Consider the following 23941-nt stretch of genomic DNA (forward strand, 5'->3'; position numbering starts at 1 on the left):
TTCGCCGGCCGCGTAAGATGTGTTTAAGGGACAGCCCCCGCCCCGGCTCCCCCGCCGGCGTTGAGCAGAGGCGGAATCCCTTGCGTGAAATAACTTCAGCACCGCGAATGAGAGCACGGACACTCCGCGCGCCTCAATGTCCTATCAGGACAACGCAGGCATAATCGGTCCGGCGCGTTCTTTCCCGCGCCGAAAATCGGCGGACGGCGGTGCTCGGGTGGCTACGACACGGAACAGACGAAGCCGGGTTCCGGTCGCGATCGTCGGCTGGCTGTCCCGGCCGCTGGCGTCGTTCCACCTCGTGCTCGCGCTGTGCGGCCTGCTCACGCTGCTCGGCGTCATCATGGTGCTGTCGGCGTCCTCGGCGCAGCCGGGCGGCGTGTACAGCACGTTCCAGAAGCACGTCATCTTCGTGCTCATCGGCCTGGTCGCGCTGTGGGCCGGGCTGCGGATTCCGTTGCGGCGGATCAGGTCCCTCTCGCCGATGCTGATGCTCGTCACGCTGGTGCTGCTCGCTCTGGTGCTCACCCCGTTCGGTGCGAAGGTGAACGGCGCGCAGCGGTGGTTCGCGCTCGGTCCGCTGACGCTGCAACCGGTCGAGGTCGCGAAGGTCGCGTTGACCTTGTGGGGCGCGCACATTCTCGTGGTGAAAGCCCGGCTGCTGCACCACTGGCGGCACTTGCTGGTGCCGCTGGTGCCGGTCGCGCTGCTGATGTTCGCCCTGGTGATGGCGCAGCCGAACCTCAGCGGGACGATCTCGCTCGGCATCGTGCTGCTGTCGCTGCTGTGGTTCTCCGGCGCGCCGGGACGGTTGTTCGCCGCGCTGCTGGCCGGCGGCGTCGGCGGGTTCGTGGTGCTCGCGCTGGTCGCGGACTACCGGCTCGCGCGCGTGCTGTCGTTCCTCTCCCCCGACGCGGACACCTCCGGCGCCGGATACCAGGCGGTGCAGGCGCAGTACGCACTCGCCGAGGGCGGGCTGTTCGGCGTCGGGCTCGGACAGGGCGCGTCGAAGTGGAAGTACCTGCCGAACGTGCAGAACGACTTCATTTTCGCGCTGATCGGCGAAGAACTCGGCTTCCTCGGCTGTGCGGTGGTGCTGCTGCTGTTCGGCGGGCTCGCACTGGTCGGCCTGCGGATCGCGACGCGCAACCTGGACCCGTGGATCCGCATCGTCGCCGCGACGATCACCGTGCTGCTGGTCGCGCAGGCGGCGGTCAACATCGGGTACGTCGTGAACGCACTGCCGGTTACCGGGGTGACGCTTCCGTTGGTGTCGTACGGCGGGACGTCGCTGATCGTGACGATGTTCCTGTTCGGCGTGCTCGCCAGCTGCGCCCGGCATGAGCCCGCCGCGGTGGCGGACCTGAATCATCTCGGGCCGGGCAAGATCGGGCGGGTTCTGCGGTTGCCGGTGCCGGAGCCGTATCGGCCGGTCCGGGCTTCGGGGAAGACGACTCGCGCACGACGACCGGTGCGGCCTCGCTGACTCTTACCCTGCGGCAGTGGAGAGCACCGCCTAGGACGTCGCGCGGGCGGTTTACGGTCCGTGAGGGGAACCCTGAGGGACTCTGATTCCCTCAGGGTTCCCCTCACGGACGTTAAACAACGGTCAGAACGCGCATGCTTACGGATCGGCCGTATCGCCGGGGTTCACCGTTTCGGCCAATGCCAAGGCGGCTGATCGAGCCGCCCCTGCCCAGCCACCACCGTCGCGCCGAAGTCCTTTTCCAGTTCCAGTACTGTGGCATCCTCCAGAAACCGCACCAGCAGCTGGGAATGCGACACCACCAGCAGCTGCGTCTTCTTCGCCGCGGCAGTGATCAATGCGGCCAACGCTGGCAGCAGGTCCGGATGCAGGCTGGTTTCCGGTTCGTTCAGCACCAGCAGCTCCGGCGGGCGTGGGCTGAGCAGTGCCGCCGCCCACAGCAGGTAGCGCAGGGTCCCGTCGGAGAGTTCGGCGGCGCTCAGCGGGCGCAGCAAGCCGTGTTGGTGGAAGCGGAGGTCGAATCTGCCGTCGGCGGTGACCACTTCGACGGATGAGCCGGGGAAGGCGTCGTCGATCGCGGTGGAGAGGGCGTCAGCGTCAGTGGATTCTTGGATGGTGCGCAGGGCTGCGGCCAGGTCGCCGCCGTCGTGGTCCAAGGCCCAAGTGCGGGTGCCGATTCGGCTTTGCCGAGCGGGGGCGCCGGCATCAGTGCGGAAGTGGTCGTAGAAGCGCCACGCGCGGACTCGGTCGCGGACGATCAGCAGTTCCGGGCACTGCCGCGGGTCGGCGAATTCGCTCAGCATGCTGTCGGTGAGCGCGATCGAGTGGCCGCTTTCGACCCACGATCCGGACTCGTCGCGGATGCGGACTCTCGTGCCGGAGCGGTCGGCCAGCAGCGCGGACGGGCGTAATACTGGGCCGTGCCAGACGCATTCGCGTTTGTATTCGGGGTCCAGGTTGAAGGCCGTATCGGTGGGCACGGGCAGGCCGAAGTCGAGGGCGTAGCCGAATTCGTCGCCGGAGTAGCCGAGGCGCAGACCGACCGCTTTGGTCCGCTGCAAGGGTTGCACCGGCGACCGGCCCTCGCGGACGGCTCGGCTGATCGTCTCCGGACCGGCCCAGAGCGTCGACGGCAGGCCGCCTTCCCCGGCGAGAGCGGCGACCGCGCCGTTGCGTCCGGCGTCGGCGAGCAGGCGCAGCGCGCGGTACAGGCTGGACTTGCCGGTGCCGTTCGCTCCGACGATCACGGTGAGCTGCGACAGCGGCAGCACCAGATCGCGCAGCGAGCGGTAGTTCTGGATCGCCAGGGTGGTCAGCACGCCGGCACCTCCGCGGGCAGGCCGAAGCGGGGGAACAACGCGGTTTCGAGAAACCAGGTGGCAGTGCGGATTCGGTCGCCCCACGGCTCGAGGACGAGGATTCCCGCGGGATGCGCCACAGTTCCGTCGGGTTCCGTGAGGTAGCAGGCGAAGGCTGGATGGGTGTTGGCGCGCGTCGGGAGCAGGCGGAACTGCCGGGTGCCACGCCATTCGCCGAACCTGGCGAGGAACGCGGTGACGGCTTCCCGGCCGACGTATTCGTGCGGCGCGGGCGGCATGGCGAGCCAGCCGTCGTCGGTCAGGAGCGCGACAACGCCTTCGACGTCTCCCTCGCTGAACGCGTCCGCGAATCGTTGTGCGATCTCCCGCTCGCGTGGTGCTGGTGGAGCAGGTTCGACAGTTTGGCGCAGCTGGGCCCGCGCGCGTTGCAGAGCGCCTTTGACCGCGGTGGAGCTGGTGTCCAGCATCTCCGCGACCTCGGCGGTGGAGTAGTCGAGCACGTCGCGCAGCACGAGGACGGCGGCCTGGCGCGGCGGGAGTTTCTGCAGGGCCGCGACGAACGCCAGCTCGAAGGTTTCCTTGGCGCTGTAGTGCGCGGCGGGATCGTCCGGCGCGGGCTGCAGCCACGTCACCTCGGTGCGGCGGGTGGGCTCGGTCGGGGTGAACGGCGGCGACGGTTCGGCCGGGACGCGACGGCCGGCGTCGCGGAGGGCGTTGAGGCATCGGTTGGTCGCGATGCGGTACAGCCAGGCGCGCACCGAGGCTCGACCGGCGTAGCCGTCCAGCCCGCGCCAGGCGGCGAGGAGCGTCTCCTGCAGCAGGTCTTCGGCGTCGGTGAGGGACCCGAGGAGGCGGTAACAGTGCACTTGCAGCTCGTGCCGGTAGGGCTCGACCAGCTCGCGGAAGGCGTGCGCGTCTCCGGCGCGTGCGCGATCGAGGATGTCCTGGCCCACCCTTCGCATCCTGCCACCGTTCCGTTTCCGGGGCGGGCGGTGTCTTTACTGGCGACCCCTGTGAAAGGTGAAACGATGAACCCTGTCGACGATCTGGCCGCCGTCCTCGATTCTGCCGGCGAGCTGGTCGCTGGCGTGTCTCGCTGGGACGCGCCGACGCCGTGCCCGGAGTGGACTGTCCGCGAACTGGTGAACCATCTGGTCCTCGGGCACCGGCTCTTCACCGCCGTCCTGCGCGGCGAGGCCAGCGGCTCGCTGGATCCTCGTTCTTCGGACGCGCTCGGGGACGATCCGGTCGCTGCCTATCGGGACGCGACCGCCGGCCTGCTCGCCGCGTTCCGGCAGCCGGGGGTGCTGGAGCAGGTCTTCGAGGTCCCCGCCGGGACGGTTCCGGGGATCGCCGCGGCACATCTGCGGATCGTCGAGGAACTCGTGCACGGCTGGGACCTCGCTCGCGCCACCGGTCAGGAGCCGAAGTTCGAGGACGCCTTAGTGGAGCGGGAAATCGCGTGCAGCGCGGCTCAACTGGCCAAGCTTCCGCCGGAGCGGAGCCCGTTCGCGCCGCCGGTTCCGGTCGCTGAGGACGCGTCGCCGCTGGATCGGCTGGCCGCGCTGCTCGGGCGATCGCCGAATTAGCCGACGCGGAATTCCAGCAGACCTCGCTGGTCAGTCAACGGCGCGGCTGATTCCACTACTAAGCCAGCGGAAGCGGCGAGTGCGCGGAATTCCTCAATGCGTCGTTCGCGGCCGCCGAAATGGACCAGCATGACCAGGTCCATTTCGGTACGCGCGTGAATTCCGCTGACCGCTTCGATGGCGAGAATCCGGCCGGACGGGCCCGCCGCTTCCGCGCACCTTTGGAGGATGCGGCGAGCGTTCTCGTCGTCCCAGTTGTGCAGGATGTCCACCAGCACATAGACATCCGCTCCGGACGGGAGTGGATCGAAGAAGCTGCCGCCGCGCACCTCGACCCGGTCGGCGAGCCCGCGGGCGGCGAAGGCGGCACGGGCCTCGCTTGCGGTGGGTTCGAGGTCGATCAGGTGGGCGCGCAGTTTTGGATTGTCTTCGAGGATCGCGGCGAGCAAATCTCCTCGGCCGCCGCCGACGTCGACTATCGACTCGAAGGAAGACCAGTCGATTCCGCTGACCACTTGCGGGATTTCAGTGCGGAATCGGTTGGTCATCTGCTGGTCGAAGGATTGCCGCAGGTGCGGTTGCTCGGAGAGATCAGACCAGAAATCCTTGCCGTACCGGCGGGAGTAAGCCGCTTCGCCGGTACGGATGCTGTGCGCCAGCTCGACAAAAGCGAGTTCGGCTCGACCGGCGGCGCGGTCCAGGTGCAGGAGGTTGGCCACGCCGTTTTCCTTGTCCTGACAGAGATTCGCGCCGTACGCAGTGGTCAGGTAGCCGTCGTCGGTGCGTTCGACCACGCCGAGCGTGACCAGGTGGCCGAGCAGGACGTCGAGCGCGATCGGCGAGAGGTCCAGTTCCGCGGCGACGTCGTCGACAGTGCCGGGAGCGCGCAGCCGGTCGGGCAGGCCCAGCGTTACCGCGACTCGCAACGCCATCGGAGTCGCCAGACTGGCGGCACGGAGAAGGTGGTTCGCGTCATCACTCACGTGACTCCACCTTGCCAGCCTGGTCAACCGACTTTTCCCTGCGAGACAACGGAATCCGCAGCCGGACAACACGACACAAAATCCGGAACATTCCGTCCGCTTATACCGATTGCCCTAAGCTGGCGGGCAGTGTCCAGGCACCGCAAGGAGTCTCAATGTCCCGCCCGCGCAAGGTCCGCAAGGACGCGGAGGCCAACCGCGAACGGCTGCTCGTCGCGGCCGCCGCGGCGATGCTTCGCGAAGGCCGCCATGTCCCGCTGGCCGCCATCGCCGCCGAGGCCGGTCTCGGGATCGGCACGCTCTACCGCAGCTACTCCGACCGCGACGCGCTCCTGCACGCCTTGGAGCACCGCGCCTACGGCCTGCTCAACAGCCTGCTCGACCAGATCGACGAGGACAGCACCGGCCTCGACCAGGTCCGTTGCTATCTCGAAGGCACCGTGGACCTCGCCGACCAGCTCGTCCTTCCACTGCACGGCGGGCCCCCGCTCGTCACCCCAGAAGCGGTAGCCGCCCGAAAGTCGATTTACCGACGGCTCGACTTCTTCCTCGCCACCGGCCGCGAGGACGGCAGCATCCGCGGCGCGATCAACGCCACCGACCTCGTCGCGTTCAGCACCCTGCTCACGCAGCCGAAAGCCTCGGTCCTCGACTGGACCCACCTGGCGAGACGGCAGATCGCGCACTTCCTCAACGGCATCGCGACCGAAGGACCGATCGAAGTACCCGGTCCCGCCCTCGGGCGCGACGACGTCGAGCAGGCTTTCGAGGCTCGGTTGAACAGTTAGAAGGTCTTCCGAACGATCGGCCATGTTACCGTCGGGCGTCGTCAAGGAGGTGGGGATGCCCGCAGCAGGCACCCGCAAGCCGATGCGCGAACGGTTCCGCGAGCAGGTGCGCGAGGAGGTCAAATTCGTCGCGCTCAACCAGCTCGCGGCCGGGGGCGCCCAGGCGATCTCCATCAACGCCATCGCCAAGCAGCTCGGCGTTTCCGGACCCGCGCTGTACCGCTATTTCTCCAGCCGCGACGAGCTGCTGACCGTCCTGGTCATCGACGCGTACCACGACCTCCGCGAGGCGATGGCGAACGCGCTCGACACCGACGCGCCCGACGCGGAAGCGCGGATCCGGCTGCTGGCCGCCGCCTACCGGGCTTGGGCGCGGGAAGAGCCGCATCGGTACGAGTTGCTGTTCAAGGCACCGTTTCCCGGATACGACGCGCACGCCAAGCCGCTCGCCGAAGCGGCTCGGTCGCTGATGGGCGTGGTGCTCGGGGCGTTGCACCACCTCGATTCCACCGCCGCGGAGAAGCCGACTGCGTATGAGAACGAGGAAGTGCTCGACGCCCGGCGCGCGAACACCGAGAACCATCAGCTGGCAGTCGCGTTGTGGTCGCGGCTGCATGGCTTTGTCAGCCTCGAAATCGGCGGCGGCTTCACCGCGATGGGCCTCGACGCCGACGCGTTGTTCGAGACCGAAGTACAAGTGCTGACGGACCGGGTCTGCCGCGCCTCCTGATCACCGGCGAGACGCGCGCGGCTTCGCCCCCAACGCCACCGCCAGTACGGCTCCAGCCACCATGCACGCGCCGACCACCCACAACCCGGTCCGCTGCGTACCCGTCAGATCGCGCAGCCAGCCCGTCATATACGGCGCGACGAACCCGCTCAAGTTGCCCAATGCGTTGATCAACGCGATCCCGCCGGCGGCCGCCGCGCCGGACAGGAAGTTCGACGGCAGCGCCCAGAACGTCGGCAGTGCCGCGCACACGCCCATCGCGCAGATGGTCACCGCGGTCATGGTGGCGTAAGGGTTTCCGAGATACAGCGCCACCGGGATCGCCGCGCCGCCGACGAGCATCGGCAGCGCGACGTGCCACGTCCGTTCCCCGGTCCGGTCGCCGTGGCGCGCCCACGGGACCATCACCAGCGCACCCGCGACGTACGGGATCGCGTTCACCAAACCCGCCTGCAGCACGGTCAGTTTGGTGCCGAACTCCTCCCCGAACCCGGCGATGATCGTCGGCAGGAAGAAACCCAGCGCGTACAGGCCGTAGACGACCGCGAAGTACACGAACGCCAGCCCGAGGATCCGCGGGTGCGTAAGCGCTTTCCGCAGCGGCCAGTGGTGTTCGGCTTCGGTGGCGCGGCGTTCGGCGTCGAGTTCGCTGGTGAGCCAGTCGCGTTCCTCGGCGGACAGCCACTTCGCGGTTTCCGGCCGGTCGCTCAGGCAGAACCACGTGACGACGGCCAGCAGGATCGCCGGAACGCCTTCCACCAGGAACATGAACCGCCAGCCGGACAGGCCGAAGATGCCGTGCCCGCCGCTGATCAGGAGACTGGAGACAGTCGAGCCGATCGCGCTCGACACCGGCACCGCGCACATGAACAGCGCGACTGCCTTCGCCCGCTGCGCCGCCGGGAACCAGTACGTCAGATACAAAATGATGCCGGGGAAGAACCCCGCCTCGGCGACACCGAGCACGAACCGCAGCACCACCAGCGTCGTGGTGTTCGGCACGAACGCCATCGCGACAGCCACCGCGCCCCAGGTGATCATGATCCGCGCGATCCAGCGGCGCGCGCCGAACCGGTGCAGTGCGAGATTGCTCGGCACCTCAAGAATCAGATAGCCGATGAAGAAGATCCCCGACGCGAGCCCGAACGCCGTCGCGGTCAGGCCGAGTTCCTTGTTCATCCCGTTCGGACCGGCGAACCCGATGTTGACCCGGTCCAGGTAGTTGACGAAGTACAGCAGCATCAGCAGCGGCATGACCCGCACCGCCGCCTTGGCCATGACCCGGTTGCCCAGTGCGCTCGTCTTCGTCGGCATGTCCGGATCTCACCTGTCCGGACCCTGCCGAGTCAAGGCTTTGCGTAATGCTTCGCGACCGCCGTGAACGCTTCCTTCGGTTCCCAGTTCAGCCCCGGGTATGTCGTGCCCGAGCGGTCCTCCAGGACCTTCACCAGGCCGAAGCTGGCTAGATCAAGATCGTTGCCGCCCGGCCGGTGCGGATAGTTGTAAAGCGCGAACAGGAACACGAACGCACTGTCCACTCCCTCCTCGTCGAAGATCTCCAGCAGCTCGCGCAGATACGTGGCCTGTCCGGCTTCGTCGCGTTCGTACTCGCCGTCGATGCGGAGCGGATCGCCGGTTTCCTTGTCGTACTCGGTGATCTCCATGCTCTGCGGCGCGACGTCGCCCGCTCCGCGCCAGGTCGCCGTGCCGAATCCGGTGATCGCGACCGGTTTCCCTTGCGCCACCAGGGTTCGCACGCCGTCCTGGAAGATGTCGGCGACCTCGGCGGAGCGAATGAGTTCCATCGTGACGAAGTCGAACCGGCTCCAGTCCAGCCGCTCGTACTGGATGCACGCATAGGTGACCGCGCCGCGGAACCGGTGCCGCACGACCTTGACGGCGGTGTCGAGAAACGCGTCGAGCCGTTTGCTCACCTCGGCGAGCCGCTCAGCGCGGCCGTCCGGTTCGGCGAACAGCAGCCCGAGCCGCTCGGCGAGGTCTTCACCGGGCAGGAAGCCGTGATTCATGATGCTCAGCTCGACGCCGGTCACGAACACGACGTTCGCCCCGGTGGCGCGCAGGCGTTCCGCTCGGGTCGCGCAGTCGGCGAAGAGGGCGAGCATCTCGTCGTGGGACTGCTCCAGCGGATACGGCGAGAACCAGACCTCCAGCCCCAGGTCGGCCGCCCACCGCGCGGCCTGCTCGAGCCGGTCCGGATCGCCGCCGACGACCTGTACCGCGGTGCAGTGCAGGTCGTCGCGGATGATCGCCAGCTCGCGCTTCACCACCTCCGGTTCGAAGCTCTCCCGCGACGACCGTCCATTGCGGACGAACCCGGTGTCGTACGTCATTCCCTTGCCGCGCATGGCGGTTTCCTCTCGTTCGGGGACGCCGCCCACCATACGCATCAAACTTGCGTGCACGCAAGTTTGCGTAGGCGCACGAACCCTGCGAGACTGAGCACGTGACCGGATTGCGCGAACGGAAGAAGCAGGCCACCCGCGTCGCACTGCGCGAGGCCGCGCTGCGGCTGGCGCTCGAACACGGGGCGGCGAACGTGCGCGTCGACGACATCGCCGAGGCCGCCGGGGTTTCCCCGCGGACCTACAACAACTACTTCTCCAGCCGCGAAGAGGCGATCGTCGCCGCGGTCACCGCGGACCGCGAAAGCCGGATCGCCGCCGCCGTCGCCGAACGCTTGCCGGACACCCCACTGGCCAAGGCGATCGTCGACGCGATCACGGAGCAGTACACCGATCCCAGCGAGCAGAGCCGCGACGCATTGCTGCTGATCACCACGAACCCCGGCCTGCGCACGGCTTTCCTCGACGCTCCGGCCGCGCTGGAAAACCCGCTGCAGGAAGCGATCGCGGCCCGGATCGGCGACCCGCAGACCGCGCGCGTACTGGCCGCTTCAGTCGCGGCGGCGGTGCGGGTCGCGCTGGAGCAGTGGACACGACCCGCGGGCAACGGTCTGGTCGTGGTGTCCGGCTCGCTGCCGGATCTGTTGCGGCGGATGCTCGAACCGCTCGTTCCCGCTTTCGACGCCGCGGAGGCGGACTAGGGCTCAGAGGTCAATCTGCTCGAAGATGTGCGGGTACGACACGATGTCGTCGGAAGCCTCAGCCACCAGGCGCTGGAACTCCGGGCTGCCGAACGCCGTGGCGAGCGCCTCGGTCGATTCCCATACCGCGACGTTCATCAGAAGCTGACTGCCCGCGATGCCCCGGTGCATCCGCACGGAGACGAATCCCGGCTGGGCCTTCATGAACGCGACCTGCCTCCGGAAGAGGTCCAGGAACGATTCCAGCCGCCCCTCCGGGACGAAGAAGGTGTTGGCCAGGACGATCGGTCCGGCCTTCTCTTCGAACTGGGCGAACATCGACGTGGCCGGGTCGAGACTCTGCAGGTTGAGCATTTTCCGCACCCCTTTGAGATCTAGCGTTGCTATCCGGCATAGGCGACGCTAGTGCTTCCTGGCTCCAGCCGGAGTGCACGACCGACCTGGGCTCCGCCACCTCGCGCAAGCTGGGCTAGGTCAGTGAATCCCCCACTCGCCGCACTTTCAGCCTCGCCATTCTCTTCACAAGTTTGTGAAAGCTGTGTACCTTCTGAACTATTCAGAGGGGAAGGAGCGACGATGACCCGTCAGGCAGGACTCCCGCTCGAAAGGGGCGCGTGTCCGTTCGATCCGGCGCCGGCCCAGCGCACGCAGGCTCCGGTCGAGCCGCTGACGTATCCGGACGGCACTGAGGGCTGGCTGGTCACCGGATACCAGGAGGTGCGGGCAGTCCTCTCGGACAGGCGGATGTCCGCGCGGGTGGAGCTGTTGAAGATCCCGCTCGACTTCGGCCCGTTGCCGGAACCGAAACCGGCGGATCCGGGGGTCTTCAGCGGGATGGACGACCCGGACCACCACCGCTACCGCAAGCTGCTGACCGGGGCGTTCACCGTGCACCGGATGCGGAAGCTGGAGGACCGCGTCGCCGAGATCGTGGACGACCACCTCGACGCGATGGCCGCCGCGGACGGTCCGGTCGACCTGGTGGAAGCGTTTGCGCGGCCGGTGCCGTCGCTGGTGATCTGCGAGCTGCTCGGCGCTCCGTACGAACGGCGCGACGAGTTCGGCCGCTACACCGCCATCATGTTCTCCAAGGACGTTCCGATCGCCGAGCGGATCGACGCGACCCAGGGCGTCGTCGCGTTCATCACCGGACAGATCGCGGAGAAGCGGGCGGAACCGGGCGACGATCTGCTGTCCGACCTCGTCCTCGGCGGCGAGCTGACCGACGAGGAACTCGCCAACATCGGCATGATGCTGCTGGTCGCCGGATTCGAGACGACCCGCAACATGATCGCGCTCGGCACGCTGGCGCTGCTGGAGAATCCGGAGCAGCTGGCGAAGTTCACGGCCGATCCGGACCTCACCGCGGGCACGGTCGAGGAGCTGCTGCGCTACCTCAGCGTGATCCACATCGGCCCGATCCGCACCGCGCTGGAGGACGTCGAACTCGGCGGCGTGACGATCAAGGCGGGCGACCCTGTCGTCATGTCGCTGCCGGTCGCCAACCGGAACCCGGAGAAGTTCCCGGACCCGGACGAGCTGGACGTCACGCGCCGGGCGGCCGGGCAGCTCGCCTTCGGGCACGGAGTGCACCAGTGCCTCGGGCAGCAGCTGGCCAGGGTCGAGATGCGGACCGCGCTGTTCCGGCTGTTCGCGCGGTTCCCGGACCTGCGGCTCGCGGTGCCGTTCGCCGAGGTGGAACTGCCGCACGACGCGTCGATCTACGGCCCGGTGCGGCTGCCGGTCACCTGGCAACGGAGGTAGCCTGACAGCGGCGGATCGAACACGGGAATCGAGGTTTTCCGCGCTGTGCATGCTGTTGCGCTGATTGGCGCCTTCACGTTCGTCTGGTTCGGGATGGTGCTCGCCATCTCGTTCCTGGAGGCCCCGCTCAAGTTCCGGGCGCCCGGGGTGACGATCCCGATCGGTCTCGGCATCGGCCGGATCGTGTTCCGGGCCTTGAACATCGCCGAGATTGTGCTCGCGGCGGGGATGGCGATCACCGTGGTAGCCGGGCAGCCGAGCACCGCGGTGACGGTGCTGGCGGCGGTGGCGGCAGTGGTGCTGATCGTGCAGTTGGGGGCGGTCCGTCCGGCGTTGAACCGGCGGACGGACCGCGTCCTCGCTGCTCCGGAAGGTACGGAGTTGCCGCGATCCCCGGCGCATTTCGTTTACCTCGCAACGGAAGCCGTGAAGGTGCTGGTGTTGCTGGCGCTCGGGATACTGACCGTGGCGGGTTAGCGGCTCACGCGAACCCTTCCAGTTCGGCGATGCGGCGGAACACTTCCCGGGTGTCCACGCGCTCCATCTCCGGGTCGAGTTCGTAGTACACGGCGAGCACGTTCTGCGCGAGGCGGCCCCGCTCGTCCAGGTCCGCGAACCGGCCGAGCGAGATGTCCCGCATCGCCTCCTCCGAGGTCATCCCCCGGCGGTGGCGGTCGGCGGCCTCGGCTTGCACCCACTGCAGGTAGTCGCGGACCGAGCGGATGCCGTCGGCGTCGGTGACCGGGCCGTGGCCGGGGACGATGAATTCGGCGTCCATCGCCAACATCGCGTCGCAGGCGGCGATCCAGTTCGACACCGGCCCCGCCCAGGTGATCGGGGTGCCGCCGATGAACAGCAGGTCCCCGGCGTACAGCACGCCCTCGTCGGGGACCAGCACGACGCTGTCGCCCTCGGTGTGCGCGGGACCGAGACAGCGGATTTCCACTGCCACGCCACCGATGTCGAGCTTCAACTGTTCGGCGAACGTCCGGGTGGCGGGAGTGGCGGTGATGGAGTCGAAGTCGAACGGGTGGAGGATGTGCTGGGCGAAGCGCCCTGTCGGGCCGTCCAGTCCCACCAAGCCGCGCATGAGGTCGGGGCCGTTGGTGCGCATTTCTTCTGCCGTGGCTTCGGAAGCGATGATCGAGGCGTCGGCGACCAGTTCGTTGCCGAACCAATGGTCTCCGTTCGCGTGCGTGTTCACGACTGTCTTGATTGGACTGTCCATTGTGGTGTCTTGCAGCCCGGTCAGCATTTCCCGGGTCATCGGCACGTCGAAGAGGGTGTCGACGAGAAGGGATTCTCCTGCCCCGGCGATCAGTCCGGCGTTGCTCCAGCCCCAGGTTCCGTCCGGGACCAGCCAGGCCGAGCAGTGTTCGGTGAGCCGGTGATGTCCTTTGGCGTAGGGAATAGCCTCGGGCATGCCTACCTCCTAGGAATGTGCACCTCGGGTGCACCTTGATACGAAGCCAATCCCGCACCTTCCGGCGCGACCTGCCGTTGCCCCACCGGGTTTCGCAGCACACCGACCCCAGACGCGGCGAGTTCCACCACGTCGCCCGGCTGGATCCAGCGGTCCAATTCCAGCCCGCATCCGCCGCCGACGGTGCCGAGCCCGAAAAACTCGCCTGGGTAAACGTCTTCGTCCAGCGATGCCCACGCGAGCACCTCAGCGAACGAGAACTGCCGGTCCTTTGTGGACCCGGCTGCCCACACCTCGCCGTTGACGGTCGCCGACATCTGCACTGCCCATTCGTCGACCTCGTCCATGGTGAGCACACACGGGCCCATCGCGGTGCAGAAGGCTTTCCCCTTGGACGGACCGATAGTCAGGCTCATCTCGAACATCTGAATGTCGCGGGCGCTGACGTCGTTGAAAATCGTGACACCGGCGATGCGTCCGGCAGCCTCGGCCGGGGTCAAGTTCTTGCCGCCGCCAGAGGTGAAGAAGCCAAGTTCGAGTTCGAAGTCGAGCTGCTCGGTGTAGGACGGCCACAGCAACGGCTCCTCCGGCCCGATCACCGTCTCGACGTTGCCCTGGTAGCAGATCGGCATTGCCTCGAAGGCGGGCGGAACAGCGAGTCCGGAACCCGAGGCGTGCTGCGTGTAGGTCAGGTAGTCGCGGATCCGGCGCGGCCTCGGCACCGGGGCGAGCAGCCGGACTTCTTCTTGCGGGAGCACTGCCGGATGCCCCTCGTCGAGCAGGGGATTGCCCCGGTCAGCTGCGGTATCTGCCAGCAAAAGCGCCTGCTCAGCCCGGCCACGCGCCTCCGCGCCGCCCTCGAAAAAGGCGACCATCTCGGTCGGGACTTCGGTTCCGGTTTTCGCCGCCCGCAAGACCCGCGCGGGATCCACGACGGAGTCGCCGTGCAGCACACCGAGCCGGGCCGTGCCCGCGGATTCGTAGGTGACCAGCCGCATCGCCGCCTCCTTGAACTGGAGTTCAAATTTGGACTTGCGTCCAATCAAGCTAGGCCGCGGCGGAAGCAGCGTCAAGGGGCGCCCGTTCAGCAGGCGCCGCGAGGAAATGATGGTTGACTGCGAGACATGACGGCACAGGCGACGAGCGATCGGCGGACGAGGCAGCGGCACGAACGCCGGGACCGGCTGTTCCAGGCGGCCGTGGAGCTGTTCGTGGAACGCGGCTACGACAACACCACGATGGAGGACATCGCCGAGCGCGCCGACACCGCGCGCGCCACCGTGTTCAACCACTTCCAGCGCAAGACGGCGTTCCTGGACGAGTGGAGCCTGCGCCGGCGGGAACGCGCGATGACCGCGGTGCGCGCCGAAAACCTGGAGGACCGGCCGCTGCGCGAGGTGCTCAGCCGCTACCTGATCGAACTGGCGCGCAACAGCCTCGACTCCCGGACGGAAACCATCGCCTGCATGGGCGCGGCGATCCACTCCACCAACGTGTTCGGCAACCCGGAACTGGCCCGCCAGTTCGCCGCGTTCGTCGCGCGGGCGCAGGAGACCGGGGAGATCCGCGCGGACATCGATCCGGCGCAGGCTGGGTTACTGCTTGCTACATCATACTTCGGGACGCTTAGTTCGTGGATCGAGAGCGAGGCCGCGCCGTTCGATCTGCAGGAGCATTTGCTGAACCTGGTGGAGATGATTTTGCGCGGGATCGCGGTGGAGTAGGTGTCGTGAGCGTTTATCGCGGTTCTAACCGGGATAAACACTCACGAGGCCCGGATGCCCGCGATCCCGGACAGCAACTCGCCCATGTCCACCACCACCCGCGACTCGCCGCCGCTCAATGGCACCGCGGTAATCCGCCCGCCAAGATCGGAGACGTAAGCGACTTCGTCGTCCACCGCCAGGCCGATCGCCTCGGTGAACCCGCTCGCCAGGATCTCCGGTTCGACGCCCTTCCTCCCCGGTCCGGGAAGAGGCGCACGGTTCAGCGTGTTGCCCTTCGGAGCCGCACCGCGGTCGGTCCAATACAGGTACCCACCATGGATTTCCAGGTCGATCGGTTCCGGCAGGTGATCCCACAGAGTCTCGACGTCAGACCGATCACCAGCAGTCTCGCCCGGCGGAATCTCCAGCCCGGCACGGAAAATCCGCCCGACGCCGCCCTTAGCCGGGCCTTTCTGCGTCCAGTACAGATGCGTAGCGTCCACGGTAACGCCGACGCATTCCTGCATCCCGCTGTCGTCCGGCTCGTTCACGATCAGGTCCGTGAGTCCCGTGCCATCCGGACGCACCCGAGTGATCCGGCACCCCTCCCGGTCTCCCCAGTACAGGGAACCGTTGTACGCCAACTGTTTCCCGGTAGTCAGAGTTCCATTCGGGACAACGTCGCGCGCACCGGTGCCGTCGAAGGAAACCGCGTGCAGGCCACCGTTGCGCGCGGAGTAGTCGAGACCGGCTTCACCCGGCACCGACGGATCACGCGTCGGCATGCCCATGGTGGTCCAATAAACGGTGCCGTCGGCGACAACTACGCCATCCGGCGAGACACCGGCGTCTTTGTACAGCGGGGTAACCTGCCCGTCGGGAAGCCCGACGCGGTAAATCGTCCCGGTGCGAATGCCCAGCACCACAAGTTCGCTGAACATGTCACCTCCACTCTGGACGGTGCGATCCCCTGGGGATCAAAGGATTCGTGTAATAGCCCGGCGTTTCCGACATCCGGATCTGCTCGGTGACCCCGCGATAGCGGCCGAGCGGGGTGTCCGCGGTGAACGTCTCGGGATCGAAGTACTCGTGTCCGGGCGCGGCACCGGCGACCTCGGCGGCGTAGCCCTTGTCGAAGATTCCCAGGCTCAGCAACCACAAGGCGACTCGAGTCAGCGAAACCTGCACTCGGTAAGAACCGCCCCATTCCGCGCGGAGCATGAGTGCGCGCAGGATTCCCAACTGCAGGAACCAAGACGTGATGTAGTCGTTGACCACCGGCACCGCGGGCAGCGAGGGGACGCCTCCCTCGCCTTCCAGCAGCATGACGCCGGACAGGCACCCAGCCGTCTGGTCGAAGCCGACGCGGCCGGACCACGGGCCGGTGGCGCCGTTGAGCGTCACCTCGGCGTGGATGATGCCGGGGCGGATCTCGGCGGCGGTCTCCGCGTCAAGCCCATGGCGCGCAAGGTATCCCGGGCGACGGTTGGCGTAGAAGATGTCGGCACCGGTCAGCAGCCAGTGCATTCGTTCCTGGTCCGCGGCGCGGCGGAAGGCGAGCCGGGTGGAGCGAACGCCCACATTGGACGTCGCATACAGCACCGGCAGTTCGTATTCGCCGGGATCCCACACATTCAGCACGTCCGCGCCGTGCAGCGCCAACGCCCGACCACAGCCAGCGCCCGCGATGATGTGTGCCCGGCCGAGTGCGCGGACTCCTTCGAGCGGCGTCGAAGGGTTGGGGTGCAATGGTTCCGGCGGGCTGTCGCCGATCCGCTCGACGATCACCGGCGGCATCGCCGACAGCACCGACTGGTACTGCTCGGTCGCCATCAGCTCTTCGGTCGTGCGCACCACCGGCATGATGACGCCCGCGGCCTCGGCGGCTTCCTCCAGCTCGAACGAGTTCCACTGCGAGATCGCTTGCTGCACCACGGCATCCCGCTCGGGAACGCCCAGCAGTGCGGCCGCGTCGTTGCGCAGCTTCGGGTACGGGCTGATCGGGTGCACCCAGCGTCCGTCCGAAGTGGAGTAGAACCGATCCGTGCCGAAGGCGGGATCGACGCGCGCCGGGTCGCCTTGCGGGTAGCCGTCGAGCAGTTCCCACTTCTTGTCGTAGAACGGGCACAGCCGGTGCGGCGCGGTCCGCAGGTCCATCGAAATGTCCTGCCCGCGTCCGCCGCGCAGCTGCCAGATCTTCGCCACCGCAACGGATTTCGCCGCCAGCGCGATGGACGTCGCCCCGGCCAGCCGCAGTGCGCCCGGCAGGACCGGGTCGGCTCCGGTGAACTCGATCCGGCCGCCGGCGTCGGATTCCTGCAGGCCCACTGAGCCAAGGAGATCGGCCAGCGGCTGATGCAGGTCGTACTCGTCGGTGGTGGCTGGCTTGGCGAGCGCGGCTTCGAGCTGCTCGGTGAGAGTCATTCCTTCTCCAGCGCGTCCAGCAGCGCGCGAGTCCGGTTGTCTCGCGCTTCGACGCGCGCGGAGTAAGTGTCCGCGGCGCCGTAGGTCTGCTCGACCTCCTCGATCACCGCGTCGAGGTGCTCCCGGTCCGGGCGGCCGATCTCGAACTTCATCTGCGAGCCGACGTGCCCCACCAGGTGCCGGATCCCGTCCGGGCCGCCGCCGAGATGCATGCTCTCGAACGGCCCGATGGTCGCCCACCGCGGCCCGAGCGACGCCTTGACCAGCTCGTCCAGGTCCGCCGCGGAAATCACGCCCTGCTGCACGAGGTACATCGCCTGGTCGTTGAAGACCTTCTGCAGCCGGTTCCCGACGAAGCCGGGCACTTCCTTCTTCAGCGTGATCGGCTTCTTGCCCAGCCCGCGGTAGACCTCGACGGCCTTCTCCACGGTCTCCTCGGAGGTCGAAACTCCGGGCACCACCTCGACCAGCGGCATCAGCTCAGGCGGGTTGAACGGGTGCCCGATGACGATCCGCGAGGCCGCCGCGTTGCCCTCGGCGATCACCGAGGGCAACAGCGACGACGAGGAGGAAGCCAGTACTGCGTCGTCGCGCGTGGCGGCGGCGAGCGTCGCGAACATTTCCCGCTTCAGCTCGATCCGCTCCGGGCCCGACTCCTGGACGAAGTCGGCCCCGTCAGCGGCTTCCGCGAGGTCCGCGACTGCCGTGGCGGGCAGCCCGGCGAGGTCCCGGGAGACGATTTCCCGCAGGTCCGGACGCGGATCGGTGACCCGCACCGTCCAGCCCGCCTCGGCGAACAGCCGAGCCCACGACACTCCGATGACCCCAGCGCCGACGATCGCGACGACCGGCATGGCGCACTCCTTTCTCAGGCGGTGACCGCGTCCGCGTTGTTGAGCAGCGCGCTCGGCGGCGTCAGCAACGCGTCCGACGCTAGCGCGCGGCGCCGGGCCGCGCTCACTCCGCCGTAACTCTCCGTAATGGCGATGAGGCGCGCCGCGTGGTGCGCGACCTCTGATTCGTAAGTCATTCCGATGCCGCCGTGCAGCTGGACGATCTCCTCGGCCGCCGCGGTCGCCGCGTCGGACACGAACACGAACGCGTCGTCCGCCGTCGTCTCGAGGTCCACTGTGGACGCACCGTTGTCGTAAGCCTCGACCGTCGCGGTGGCCCACAGCGCCAGCGAACGAGCCAACTCGACCTTCGCGTACAGGTCGGCGGCGCGGTGCACAAGCGCCTGGAACGCCGCCAGCGGAACACCGAACTGCTTGCGGGTCTTGAGGTATTCGACGGTCATGGCGAGTCCGGTCTCCATCAGGCCGATCGCCTCGCCGGTCACCGCGACCCGCGCCCGCGAGAACGCGCGACGCAGCGCGGCCGGCGCGTCGGAGTCCGAGGTGCCGAGCAGAACCGCTGGCGTACCAGCGAATTCGACCTGCGACGTGTGGCCCCAGTCCGCGGCCCGGCCGTCAACGCGAGTGATGCCCTCCGCGGTCGCCTCGACCAGGTACACCCCGGTGCGGCCGTTCTCGTCCACCGCGGTGACCAGGAACTTGTCGGCCTGGTCCGCGTTGCGCACCGGCGACTTCACGCCAGTCAGCGCGGAACCGGCCGCCGACACGGACGGCGCGACGCCCCACGGACGTCCCGGCTCGGCGTGCGCGACCGCGATCGTGGTGCCACCGGCGGCGAGCACCGGCAGCAGCGCCTTGACCTGGTCGTCGGTGCCCAGCTCGGCGATGATCCACGACGGCAGGAACACGCCGTCGAGCAGCGGTTCGGCCGCCGCGTGCTTGCCCATCGCCTCCAGCGTCGCGTAGACCTCGACCGGACCGGCGTCGGCGCCGTCGTGGTCGCCGGAGATCGGGAGACCGGCGAGACCCAGCTCGCCGAGGGTGTTCCAGACCTGGTCGTTCCAGCCGAGTTCGCTGCTCGTCGCGGCCGCGCGGCCGCCCGCCGGGTAGCCGCGGCCGACTGCCGTGTCGACGGTCTCGAACAGCAGCTTCTGGTCTTCGTTGAATTCGAGGTTCATGAGTCGCCGTCCCTTACAGACCGAGGATCGTCTTCGCGATGACGCCGCGCTGGATTTCGTTGGAGCCGCCAAAAATCGACAGCTTCCGCTGGTTCAGGTACTGCGCCGCGGCCACCACGGCGGCCTCGTCGGCCTTCACCGGCGATTCGGTGTCCAGCAGCATGCCGTCGGAACCGGCCGCGCGCATGCGCAGCTTCGTGAGCGCCTGCAGGGCCTGCGTGCCCTCCATCTTGAGCAGCGACGACACCGGGCTCGGCTGGCCGTTCTCCGAAGCGGCGGTGACCCGCATCTGGGTCGCCTCGAGCGCGAGCAGCGTGGTCTTCGCGGTGTGCATGGCCGCGCGGAACTCCGCGTCGCCGGCGAGCGGACCGTCCTCAGTGGGCAGTTCGGCGGCCGCGGCGGCGAGGTCGGCGAAGATCCGCTGTCCGGTGCCGACCTGGGCGATGCCGTTGCGCTCGTTGCCGAGCAGGAACTTCGCGTACGTCCAGCCCTTGTTCTCCTCGCCGACCAGGTTCTCCGCCGGGATCACCACATTGTCGAAGAAGAACTCGTTGACCTCGGCGGACCCGTCGACCAGCTTGATCGGACGCCGCTCGATGCCCGGCGTGTTCAGGTCCAGCAGCAGGAAGGACAGGCCCTGCTGCTTGCGCGGCGCGTCCGGGTTGGTCCGCGCGAGCACGAACATCCAGTCGCCGTACTGGCCGAGCGTGGTCCAGGTCTTCTGTCCATTGAGGACGTAGTGGTCGCCTTCGAGCTTCGCCGTGGTGCGCAGCCCGGCGAGGTCCGAACCGGCCTCCGGCTCGGAGAAGCCCTGCGACCACCAGATGTCGAGATTCGCGGTGGCCGGGAGGAACTTCTGCTTCTGCTCCTCGCTGCCGAACTCGGCGATGATCGGGCCGACCATGCTCGCGTTGAAGGCGAGCGGCTGCGGTACCGCGTTGCGCTGCAGTTCAGAGGCGTAGATGTGGGATTGCGTCGGGGTCCAGTCCTGGCCGCCCCATTGGGTCGGCCAGTGCGGCACCGCCAGACCGTGCTCGTTCAGGATCCGCTGGCTGGTAACGATGTCGTCGCGCGTGATCAGGCCGAGTGCGCTGCGCTTGCGGATTTCCTCGGGAATCGCACCCAGGAACACCTCCCGCAGGCCGTCCCGGAACGCGAGGTCCTCTTTAGACAGTTCGAGATCCATCGATCAAACCCCTTCAGTGGTGCGTACGGCTCCGACGACTTCGGCGGTGCTCGCTCCGGCGCGTTCGGCGTGCCTGCGGAACCCGGCCGGGGTCCGCGAGAAATGCAGCGGGCTCTCCACGACGCGGATCGTGCCCTCGGTCGGGTGTTCCCGCTCGGTGATCAGCCCGACTTCCCGAACGTACGGGTCGGTCGGCAGGTCGGCGATGTCGACGACGACCGCGTACGGAACGTCGTGGGCGGTCAGGTACTCCTCCCACTCCGCGGTGGTGCGGCTGGCGGAGTTGGCCAGGACCTTCTCCACTCCCGCGGTGAAAATCTCCCGGTCGATCACCGGGGAGTCCCAGGCCGGATCGGCCGCGACGTCGTCGAGACCGGCGCCGATCAGCAGCGTCCGCACCGCGTCGTTGGTGTAGGGCACCGCGGCGATCGCGCCGCCGTCGGCCGTGCGCATCGCCGCGTGCGTGTCGCTGAGCGAAAGCGGGTTGCCGACGTCGCCGGCGGCCGGGACGAAGACGTCGCCTGCCAGGTGTTCGACCAGGTTGACCGCGATCATCGCGTCGGCCATCGCCAGTTCGACCTGCTGGCCCTTGCCGGTGCGCTGCTGGTCGAAGAGCGCGGCGAGCACGCCGTTCAGCAGGTACAGCGCGGCGGTCTTGTCGGCGATGAAGGTCGGGACGAACTGCAGCGTGCCGCCCGCCCGGTCCTGCAGGCTGACCAGGCCGGACGTGGCCTGGATGACCTCGTCGTAGGCGGGCCGGTTGGCGCGCGACGAGCCGGGCGCGAAACCCTGCGCGTGGGCGTAGACGAGGCGGGGGAAGCGTTCGCGCAGCTGCTCGTAGCCGAGGCCGAGCCGGTCGAGCGCGGCGGCGCGCATGTTGGTGACGAGGACGTCGGCGTCGGCGAGCAGGGCGAAGAGGTCTTCGCGGCCGGCGGGGTCCTTGAGGTCGAGTTCGATGCTGCGTTTGTTCTGGTTGACCTGCATGTACAGCGGGGCCATCCCGGGCGTGCGGCCGGTGTTGGCCGGCGAGTGCCGGGCGACGTCGCGCAGCGGTTCGACCCGGATCACGTCGGCGCCGAAGTCGCCGAGGATCTGCGTGGCGTACGGGCCCATCACCGCGGACGACAGGTCGAGCACCTTAACCCCGGAAAGCGGTCCGGTGGCATCCATCTTCGCGGTCCTCCCGTTGACGATCTTTGGTTCACCACTGACGCTAAGCGCTTGCTCACCGGAAGGGAATGACCGAGTGCATCAGATCGGTATGACCACGGTGATAACACCGTGGGTACGCTGCTCAGCGTGGAGATCCACCACCTGCGGTACTTCCTCGCGGTCGCGCGCGAGCTGAACTTCACCCGTGCGGCGCGGGCGTTGAACATGTCCGTGCCGCCGCTCAGCCAGCGCATTCGCGACCTCGAACGCGAGCTGGGGGAACCGTTGTTCGACCGCTCCACCCACCACACGCGACTGTCCGAGGCGGGCGAAGCGCTGCTGCCGCTCGCCGAATCGGTCGTTTCGGGCTTCGACGCCATCCCGGCCCGGATGCGCGCCCGCGACCAGCGCGCTGACGTCCGCCTCGCCATCCCCGACGTGCTCAACCCCGCGCACCGCCGCCAGCTCAGCGAATCGATCCGCGCGCTGGACGGCTCGTACCGGTTCACGCTGCGGCAGATGCCGTCGCTCGGGATGGAATCGGCCCTGCTCAGCAACTCGCTCGACCTCGCCGTGTCCCATCTGGGCACTTCCGACGACCGGCTGTCCACCATCGTCCTTTACCGTGAGCCGCTCGGTGCCGTGGTGGACGCGTCGCGGTTCCCCGGCCGGACCTCGCTTACCCTCGCCGACCTGCGCGGATTCCAGTACCTGCAGGGCCCGCGACACTGGGATCTCGGCTCCCGGCGCGCCGAACAGCTCTCCGCCCGGGGCGTGCTGGTCGATCCGGAAGCGCAGTTCTCCGACGTCAGCGGGCTGTTGATCTTCTTGCGCAGCACCAAAAGCTTCACCCTCGCGCCGGTCGAATCCGCGACGGCACTGGCCTTGGACCCGAACGAATGCGCGGTCCTGCCGATCGACGATCTGGTCGCCACGCTCACCACGTTCCTGATCCGGCGGACTGCCGACACGCGGCTGGACCCGGTGGTCGAGGTGCTGCGGCACGCTCGTGTCTCGTGAGTGGCAATCCCGGTTCTAACCGGGATTGCCACTCACGACCCCTACACTCGCCACAGTGGATTCCGTCGGCGAGCTTCCCGCGGCGCTGGCTCCGGTGTGGCAAGCGGTGCACGCCCGGCTCTCGTCCGGGCTTCCGGTCAGCCGCGTCCGGGTCGGCCCGCTCGATTCCGAGCAGCAAACGGCCGTCGCCGACCTGCTCGGCTTGGCACAGTTTCCCGGCGAGTACACGAACATCTCCCTGACCCGGCTGGACGAGACCCTTCACGAAGCCATCGGAGCCGGGGCGCGCGAAGTCGTCGCGAGGCTGGTCGGCCCGATCGGCAACCGCGCCGAGGATCGCCGGACGGCCGCTGAAGCCCGCGAAAGTCTGTGGGCCTGGCTGGACGGCCATCCCGTGATCACCGCACAACCAGCCTTGCGGTCCTGGACGTCAGGTATTCGCCGGGCCGGCTTGATCGAGGGTTCGATCGAACGCACCCGGCTCGAACTCGAACGGGCGCTGCGCGTGCTTTCCGAACTGCCGGCCGCCGGGATGCCGCTGCCGGTATTCGCCGATTCCGTGCTCGACGCGACCCATGCGCTGGACGACGGCACCCGCACCGCGAATCTCGTCCTCAAAGCGCTGACCGCGATCTACGACGTGCCGCCTCCAGCGGACGCGCCGGAACGCCGAGCGCTGTGGGAGCGAGCAGGCGTCGCGGACGACGAGCTGTCGTCAACCGTGCTCGTGGCCGGGCTCCAGGTCCCCGGAGACCACGTCGTCGGCCGGATCCTCGATGCGTGCCACGACGCGGGAACCGCAGCGGTCGTGACGTTGCAGCACCTCCGCGGCAGCAGGCTGACAGCCGCGCCGAGCGCGGTCTGGGTGTTCGAGAACCCCAGCGTGCTGACCCTCGCACTGGCGCGCTTCGGCAGCTCCTGTCCGCCGCTGGTCTGCACCTCTGGCTGGCCGAGCAGCGCCGGGGTCGCCTTGCTGAAGCAATTAGCGCAGATCGGAACAACTCTGTACTACCACGGCGATTTCGATGGCGACGGACTGCGAATCGCCGCGAATGTCGTAGCCCGTACCGGTGCGAAGCCCTGGCGGATGACGAGCGCCGATTACCTCGCCGCGGTCGCCGACGGTCCCGCGGCCGGAAGGGTGACCCCGGTCCCCTGGGACCCGGAACTGGCGATCCACCTGGCTGAGCAAGGAAAAACGGTGCCGGAGGAACGCGTCGCCGACAGTCTTTTCGACGAGATCGTCAGCCAACCGAGCTAGCGGTCGGGAGCAGC

The 23941-nt window shown here is 68.0% G+C and carries 24 protein-coding genes; 10 read left to right on the forward strand and 14 right to left on the reverse strand.

Annotation, left to right across the window (positions count from 1 at the left end; genetic code table 11):
* The first annotated feature begins 136 nt into the window (after positions 1 to 136).
* Positions 137 to 1486: a putative lipid II flippase FtsW gene (ftsW, locus tag D0D37_RS14585; protein WP_425266940.1), complete on the forward strand. Its 1350-nt coding sequence runs from the start codon at positions 137 to 139 to the stop codon at positions 1484 to 1486.
* 164 nt (positions 1487 to 1650) lie between these two features.
* Here the strand turns inward: ftsW and D0D37_RS14590 are convergent, their stop codons facing one another.
* Together D0D37_RS14590 and D0D37_RS14595 are read right to left on the reverse strand one after the other, a co-directional pair.
* A complete protein-coding gene (locus D0D37_RS14590; RefSeq protein ID WP_116201067.1) occupies positions 1651 to 2805 on the reverse strand; it encodes an AAA family ATPase in 1155 nt (384 codons plus the stop codon).
* Positions 2799 to 3767 (reverse strand): RNA polymerase subunit sigma-70, encoded by a 969-nt coding sequence (locus D0D37_RS14595; protein WP_244223515.1) that lies wholly within the window; start codon positions 3765 to 3767, stop codon positions 2799 to 2801. Before D0D37_RS14595 ends, D0D37_RS14590 begins: the two co-directional genes overlap by 7 nt.
* A gap of 66 nt (positions 3768 to 3833) precedes the next feature.
* Here D0D37_RS14595 and D0D37_RS14600 point away from each other — a divergent pair, with 66 nt between their 5' ends.
* The gene (locus D0D37_RS14600; protein ID WP_208719954.1) at positions 3834 to 4394 is read left to right on the forward strand and encodes a TIGR03086 family metal-binding protein; all 561 of its coding nucleotides are present in this window, start codon (positions 3834 to 3836) and stop codon (positions 4392 to 4394) included.
* On the opposite strand, the gene D0D37_RS14605 is transcribed toward D0D37_RS14600, so the two are convergent.
* Entirely contained in the window at positions 4391 to 5377 is a 987-nt protein-coding gene (locus D0D37_RS14605; RefSeq protein ID WP_341867983.1) for a methyltransferase, read from the reverse strand. The genes D0D37_RS14600 and D0D37_RS14605 overlap by 4 nt on opposite strands.
* Positions 5378 to 5532: 155 nt before the next feature.
* Here D0D37_RS14605 and D0D37_RS14610 point away from each other — a divergent pair, with 155 nt between their 5' ends.
* Positions 5533 to 6165, forward strand: coding sequence for a TetR/AcrR family transcriptional regulator (locus tag D0D37_RS14610; RefSeq protein ID WP_116201069.1), 633 nt, complete (start codon positions 5533 to 5535; stop codon positions 6163 to 6165).
* 55 nt (positions 6166 to 6220) lie between these two features.
* Entirely contained in the window at positions 6221 to 6895 is a 675-nt protein-coding gene (locus tag D0D37_RS14615) for a TetR/AcrR family transcriptional regulator (RefSeq protein ID WP_162834247.1), read from the forward strand.
* Here the strand turns inward: D0D37_RS14615 and D0D37_RS14620 are convergent, their stop codons facing one another.
* Entirely contained in the window at positions 6896 to 8209 is a 1314-nt protein-coding gene (locus D0D37_RS14620; RefSeq protein ID WP_116201071.1) for an MFS transporter, read from the reverse strand.
* 32 nt (positions 8210 to 8241) lie between these two features.
* On the reverse strand, positions 8242 to 9261 hold the full coding sequence (locus D0D37_RS14625) for a hypothetical protein (RefSeq protein ID WP_116201072.1): 1020 nt from the start codon (positions 9259 to 9261) through the stop codon (positions 8242 to 8244).
* Between the two features lie 98 nt (positions 9262 to 9359).
* Here D0D37_RS14625 and D0D37_RS14630 point away from each other — a divergent pair, with 98 nt between their 5' ends.
* A complete protein-coding gene (locus D0D37_RS14630; RefSeq protein ID WP_116201073.1) occupies positions 9360 to 9959 on the forward strand; it encodes a TetR/AcrR family transcriptional regulator in 600 nt (199 codons plus the stop codon).
* A 3-nt stretch (positions 9960 to 9962) separates the two neighbouring features.
* On the opposite strand, the gene D0D37_RS14635 is transcribed toward D0D37_RS14630, so the two are convergent.
* The gene (locus D0D37_RS14635) at positions 9963 to 10313 is read right to left on the reverse strand and encodes an antibiotic biosynthesis monooxygenase family protein (RefSeq protein WP_116201074.1); all 351 of its coding nucleotides are present in this window, start codon (positions 10311 to 10313) and stop codon (positions 9963 to 9965) included.
* A 222-nt stretch (positions 10314 to 10535) separates the two neighbouring features.
* Between D0D37_RS14635 and D0D37_RS14640 the strand changes: the two genes are divergently transcribed.
* Both D0D37_RS14640 and D0D37_RS14645 read left to right on the forward strand, forming a co-directional pair.
* Positions 10536 to 11723 carry a cytochrome P450 gene (locus tag D0D37_RS14640; protein WP_116201075.1) on the forward strand — a complete coding sequence of 396 codons (1188 nt, stop codon included), beginning with the start codon at positions 10536 to 10538 and terminating at the stop codon, positions 11721 to 11723.
* 93 nt (positions 11724 to 11816) lie between these two features.
* Complete coding sequence (locus D0D37_RS14645) at positions 11817 to 12200, forward strand: hypothetical protein (protein ID WP_167493530.1); 384 nt, start codon at positions 11817 to 11819, stop codon at positions 12198 to 12200.
* 4 nt (positions 12201 to 12204) lie between these two features.
* On the opposite strand, the gene D0D37_RS14650 is transcribed toward D0D37_RS14645, so the two are convergent.
* Both D0D37_RS14650 and D0D37_RS14655 read right to left on the reverse strand, forming a co-directional pair.
* Positions 12205 to 13146, reverse strand: coding sequence for an MBL fold metallo-hydrolase (locus tag D0D37_RS14650; protein WP_116201077.1), 942 nt, complete (start codon positions 13144 to 13146; stop codon positions 12205 to 12207).
* Positions 13147 to 13148: 2 nt separating this feature from the next.
* Positions 13149 to 14144, reverse strand: a complete 996-nt coding sequence (locus D0D37_RS14655; protein ID WP_116201078.1) for a fumarylacetoacetate hydrolase family protein — start codon at positions 14142 to 14144, stop codon at positions 13149 to 13151.
* A 126-nt stretch (positions 14145 to 14270) separates the two neighbouring features.
* On the opposite strand from D0D37_RS14655, the gene D0D37_RS14660 reads away from it, so the two are divergent.
* Positions 14271 to 14870, forward strand: a complete 600-nt coding sequence (locus D0D37_RS14660; protein WP_116201079.1) for a TetR/AcrR family transcriptional regulator — start codon at positions 14271 to 14273, stop codon at positions 14868 to 14870.
* A gap of 41 nt (positions 14871 to 14911) precedes the next feature.
* On the opposite strand, the gene D0D37_RS14665 is transcribed toward D0D37_RS14660, so the two are convergent.
* Genes D0D37_RS14665 through D0D37_RS14690 form a run of 6 tightly spaced genes read right to left on the reverse strand, consistent with a single transcriptional unit; the run spans position 14912 to position 21664 of the window.
* Positions 14912 to 15793, reverse strand: a complete 882-nt coding sequence (locus D0D37_RS14665) for an SMP-30/gluconolactonase/LRE family protein (RefSeq protein WP_116201080.1) — start codon at positions 15791 to 15793, stop codon at positions 14912 to 14914.
* Position 15794: 1 nt separating this feature from the next.
* Entirely contained in the window at positions 15795 to 17276 is a 1482-nt protein-coding gene (locus D0D37_RS14670) for a CoA transferase (RefSeq protein WP_116201081.1), read from the reverse strand.
* Positions 17273 to 18130, reverse strand: coding sequence for a 3-hydroxyacyl-CoA dehydrogenase NAD-binding domain-containing protein (locus D0D37_RS14675; RefSeq protein WP_116201082.1), 858 nt, complete (start codon positions 18128 to 18130; stop codon positions 17273 to 17275). Before D0D37_RS14675 ends, D0D37_RS14670 begins: the two co-directional genes overlap by 4 nt.
* A 14-nt stretch (positions 18131 to 18144) precedes the next feature.
* Complete coding sequence (locus D0D37_RS14680; RefSeq protein ID WP_116201083.1) at positions 18145 to 19308, reverse strand: acyl-CoA dehydrogenase family protein; 1164 nt, start codon at positions 19306 to 19308, stop codon at positions 18145 to 18147.
* A gap of 13 nt (positions 19309 to 19321) precedes the next feature.
* Positions 19322 to 20494: an acyl-CoA dehydrogenase family protein gene (locus D0D37_RS14685; protein ID WP_116201084.1), complete on the reverse strand. Its 1173-nt coding sequence runs from the start codon at positions 20492 to 20494 to the stop codon at positions 19322 to 19324.
* 3 nt (positions 20495 to 20497) lie between these two features.
* Complete coding sequence (locus D0D37_RS14690; protein ID WP_116201085.1) at positions 20498 to 21664, reverse strand: CaiB/BaiF CoA transferase family protein; 1167 nt, start codon at positions 21662 to 21664, stop codon at positions 20498 to 20500.
* A gap of 129 nt (positions 21665 to 21793) precedes the next feature.
* Between D0D37_RS14690 and D0D37_RS14695 the strand changes: the two genes are divergently transcribed.
* Together D0D37_RS14695 and D0D37_RS14700 are read left to right on the forward strand one after the other, a co-directional pair.
* On the forward strand, positions 21794 to 22666 hold the full coding sequence (locus tag D0D37_RS14695) for a LysR family transcriptional regulator (RefSeq protein WP_116201136.1): 873 nt from the start codon (positions 21794 to 21796) through the stop codon (positions 22664 to 22666).
* Positions 22667 to 22721: 55 nt separating this feature from the next.
* Positions 22722 to 23927, forward strand: a complete 1206-nt coding sequence (locus D0D37_RS14700) for a TIGR02679 family protein (RefSeq protein ID WP_208719955.1) — start codon at positions 22722 to 22724, stop codon at positions 23925 to 23927.
* Positions 23928 to 23941 lie beyond the last annotated feature (14 nt).

Source organism: Amycolatopsis circi (genome assembly GCF_003385235.1).
Classification (GTDB): Bacteria; Actinomycetota; Actinomycetes; order Mycobacteriales; family Pseudonocardiaceae; genus Amycolatopsis; species Amycolatopsis circi.

Bases quoted from the DNA above. Each gene is read 5' to 3' on its own strand.
- ftsW (WP_425266940.1), top strand. From the start codon at position 137: ATGTCCTATCAGGACAACGCAGGCATAATCGGTCCGGCGCGTTCTTTC.
- D0D37_RS14595 (WP_244223515.1), bottom strand. From the start codon at position 3,767: ATGCGAAGGGTGGGCCAGGACATCCTCGATCGCGCACGCGCCGGAGAC.
- D0D37_RS14600 (WP_208719954.1), top strand. From the start codon at position 3,834: ATGAACCCTGTCGACGATCTGGCCGCCGTCCTCGATTCTGCCGGCGAG.
- D0D37_RS14610 (WP_116201069.1), top strand. From the start codon at position 5,533: ATGTCCCGCCCGCGCAAGGTCCGCAAGGACGCGGAGGCCAACCGCGAA.
- D0D37_RS14615 (WP_162834247.1), top strand. From the start codon at position 6,221: ATGCCCGCAGCAGGCACCCGCAAGCCGATGCGCGAACGGTTCCGCGAG.
- D0D37_RS14620 (WP_116201071.1), bottom strand. From the start codon at position 8,209: ATGCCGACGAAGACGAGCGCACTGGGCAACCGGGTCATGGCCAAGGCG.
- D0D37_RS14625 (WP_116201072.1), bottom strand. From the start codon at position 9,261: ATGCGCGGCAAGGGAATGACGTACGACACCGGGTTCGTCCGCAATGGA.
- D0D37_RS14635 (WP_116201074.1), bottom strand. From the start codon at position 10,313: ATGCTCAACCTGCAGAGTCTCGACCCGGCCACGTCGATGTTCGCCCAG.
- D0D37_RS14640 (WP_116201075.1), top strand. From the start codon at position 10,536: ATGACCCGTCAGGCAGGACTCCCGCTCGAAAGGGGCGCGTGTCCGTTC.
- D0D37_RS14645 (WP_167493530.1), top strand. From the start codon at position 11,817: ATGGTGCTCGCCATCTCGTTCCTGGAGGCCCCGCTCAAGTTCCGGGCG.
- D0D37_RS14650 (WP_116201077.1), bottom strand. From the start codon at position 13,146: ATGCCCGAGGCTATTCCCTACGCCAAAGGACATCACCGGCTCACCGAA.
- D0D37_RS14655 (WP_116201078.1), bottom strand. From the start codon at position 14,144: ATGCGGCTGGTCACCTACGAATCCGCGGGCACGGCCCGGCTCGGTGTG.
- D0D37_RS14660 (WP_116201079.1), top strand. From the start codon at position 14,271: ATGACGGCACAGGCGACGAGCGATCGGCGGACGAGGCAGCGGCACGAA.
- D0D37_RS14665 (WP_116201080.1), bottom strand. From the start codon at position 15,793: ATGTTCAGCGAACTTGTGGTGCTGGGCATTCGCACCGGGACGATTTAC.
- D0D37_RS14670 (WP_116201081.1), bottom strand. From the start codon at position 17,276: ATGACTCTCACCGAGCAGCTCGAAGCCGCGCTCGCCAAGCCAGCCACC.
- D0D37_RS14675 (WP_116201082.1), bottom strand. From the start codon at position 18,130: ATGCCGGTCGTCGCGATCGTCGGCGCTGGGGTCATCGGAGTGTCGTGG.
- D0D37_RS14680 (WP_116201083.1), bottom strand. From the start codon at position 19,308: ATGAACCTCGAATTCAACGAAGACCAGAAGCTGCTGTTCGAGACCGTC.
- D0D37_RS14685 (WP_116201084.1), bottom strand. From the start codon at position 20,494: ATGGATCTCGAACTGTCTAAAGAGGACCTCGCGTTCCGGGACGGCCTG.
- D0D37_RS14690 (WP_116201085.1), bottom strand. From the start codon at position 21,664: ATGGATGCCACCGGACCGCTTTCCGGGGTTAAGGTGCTCGACCTGTCG.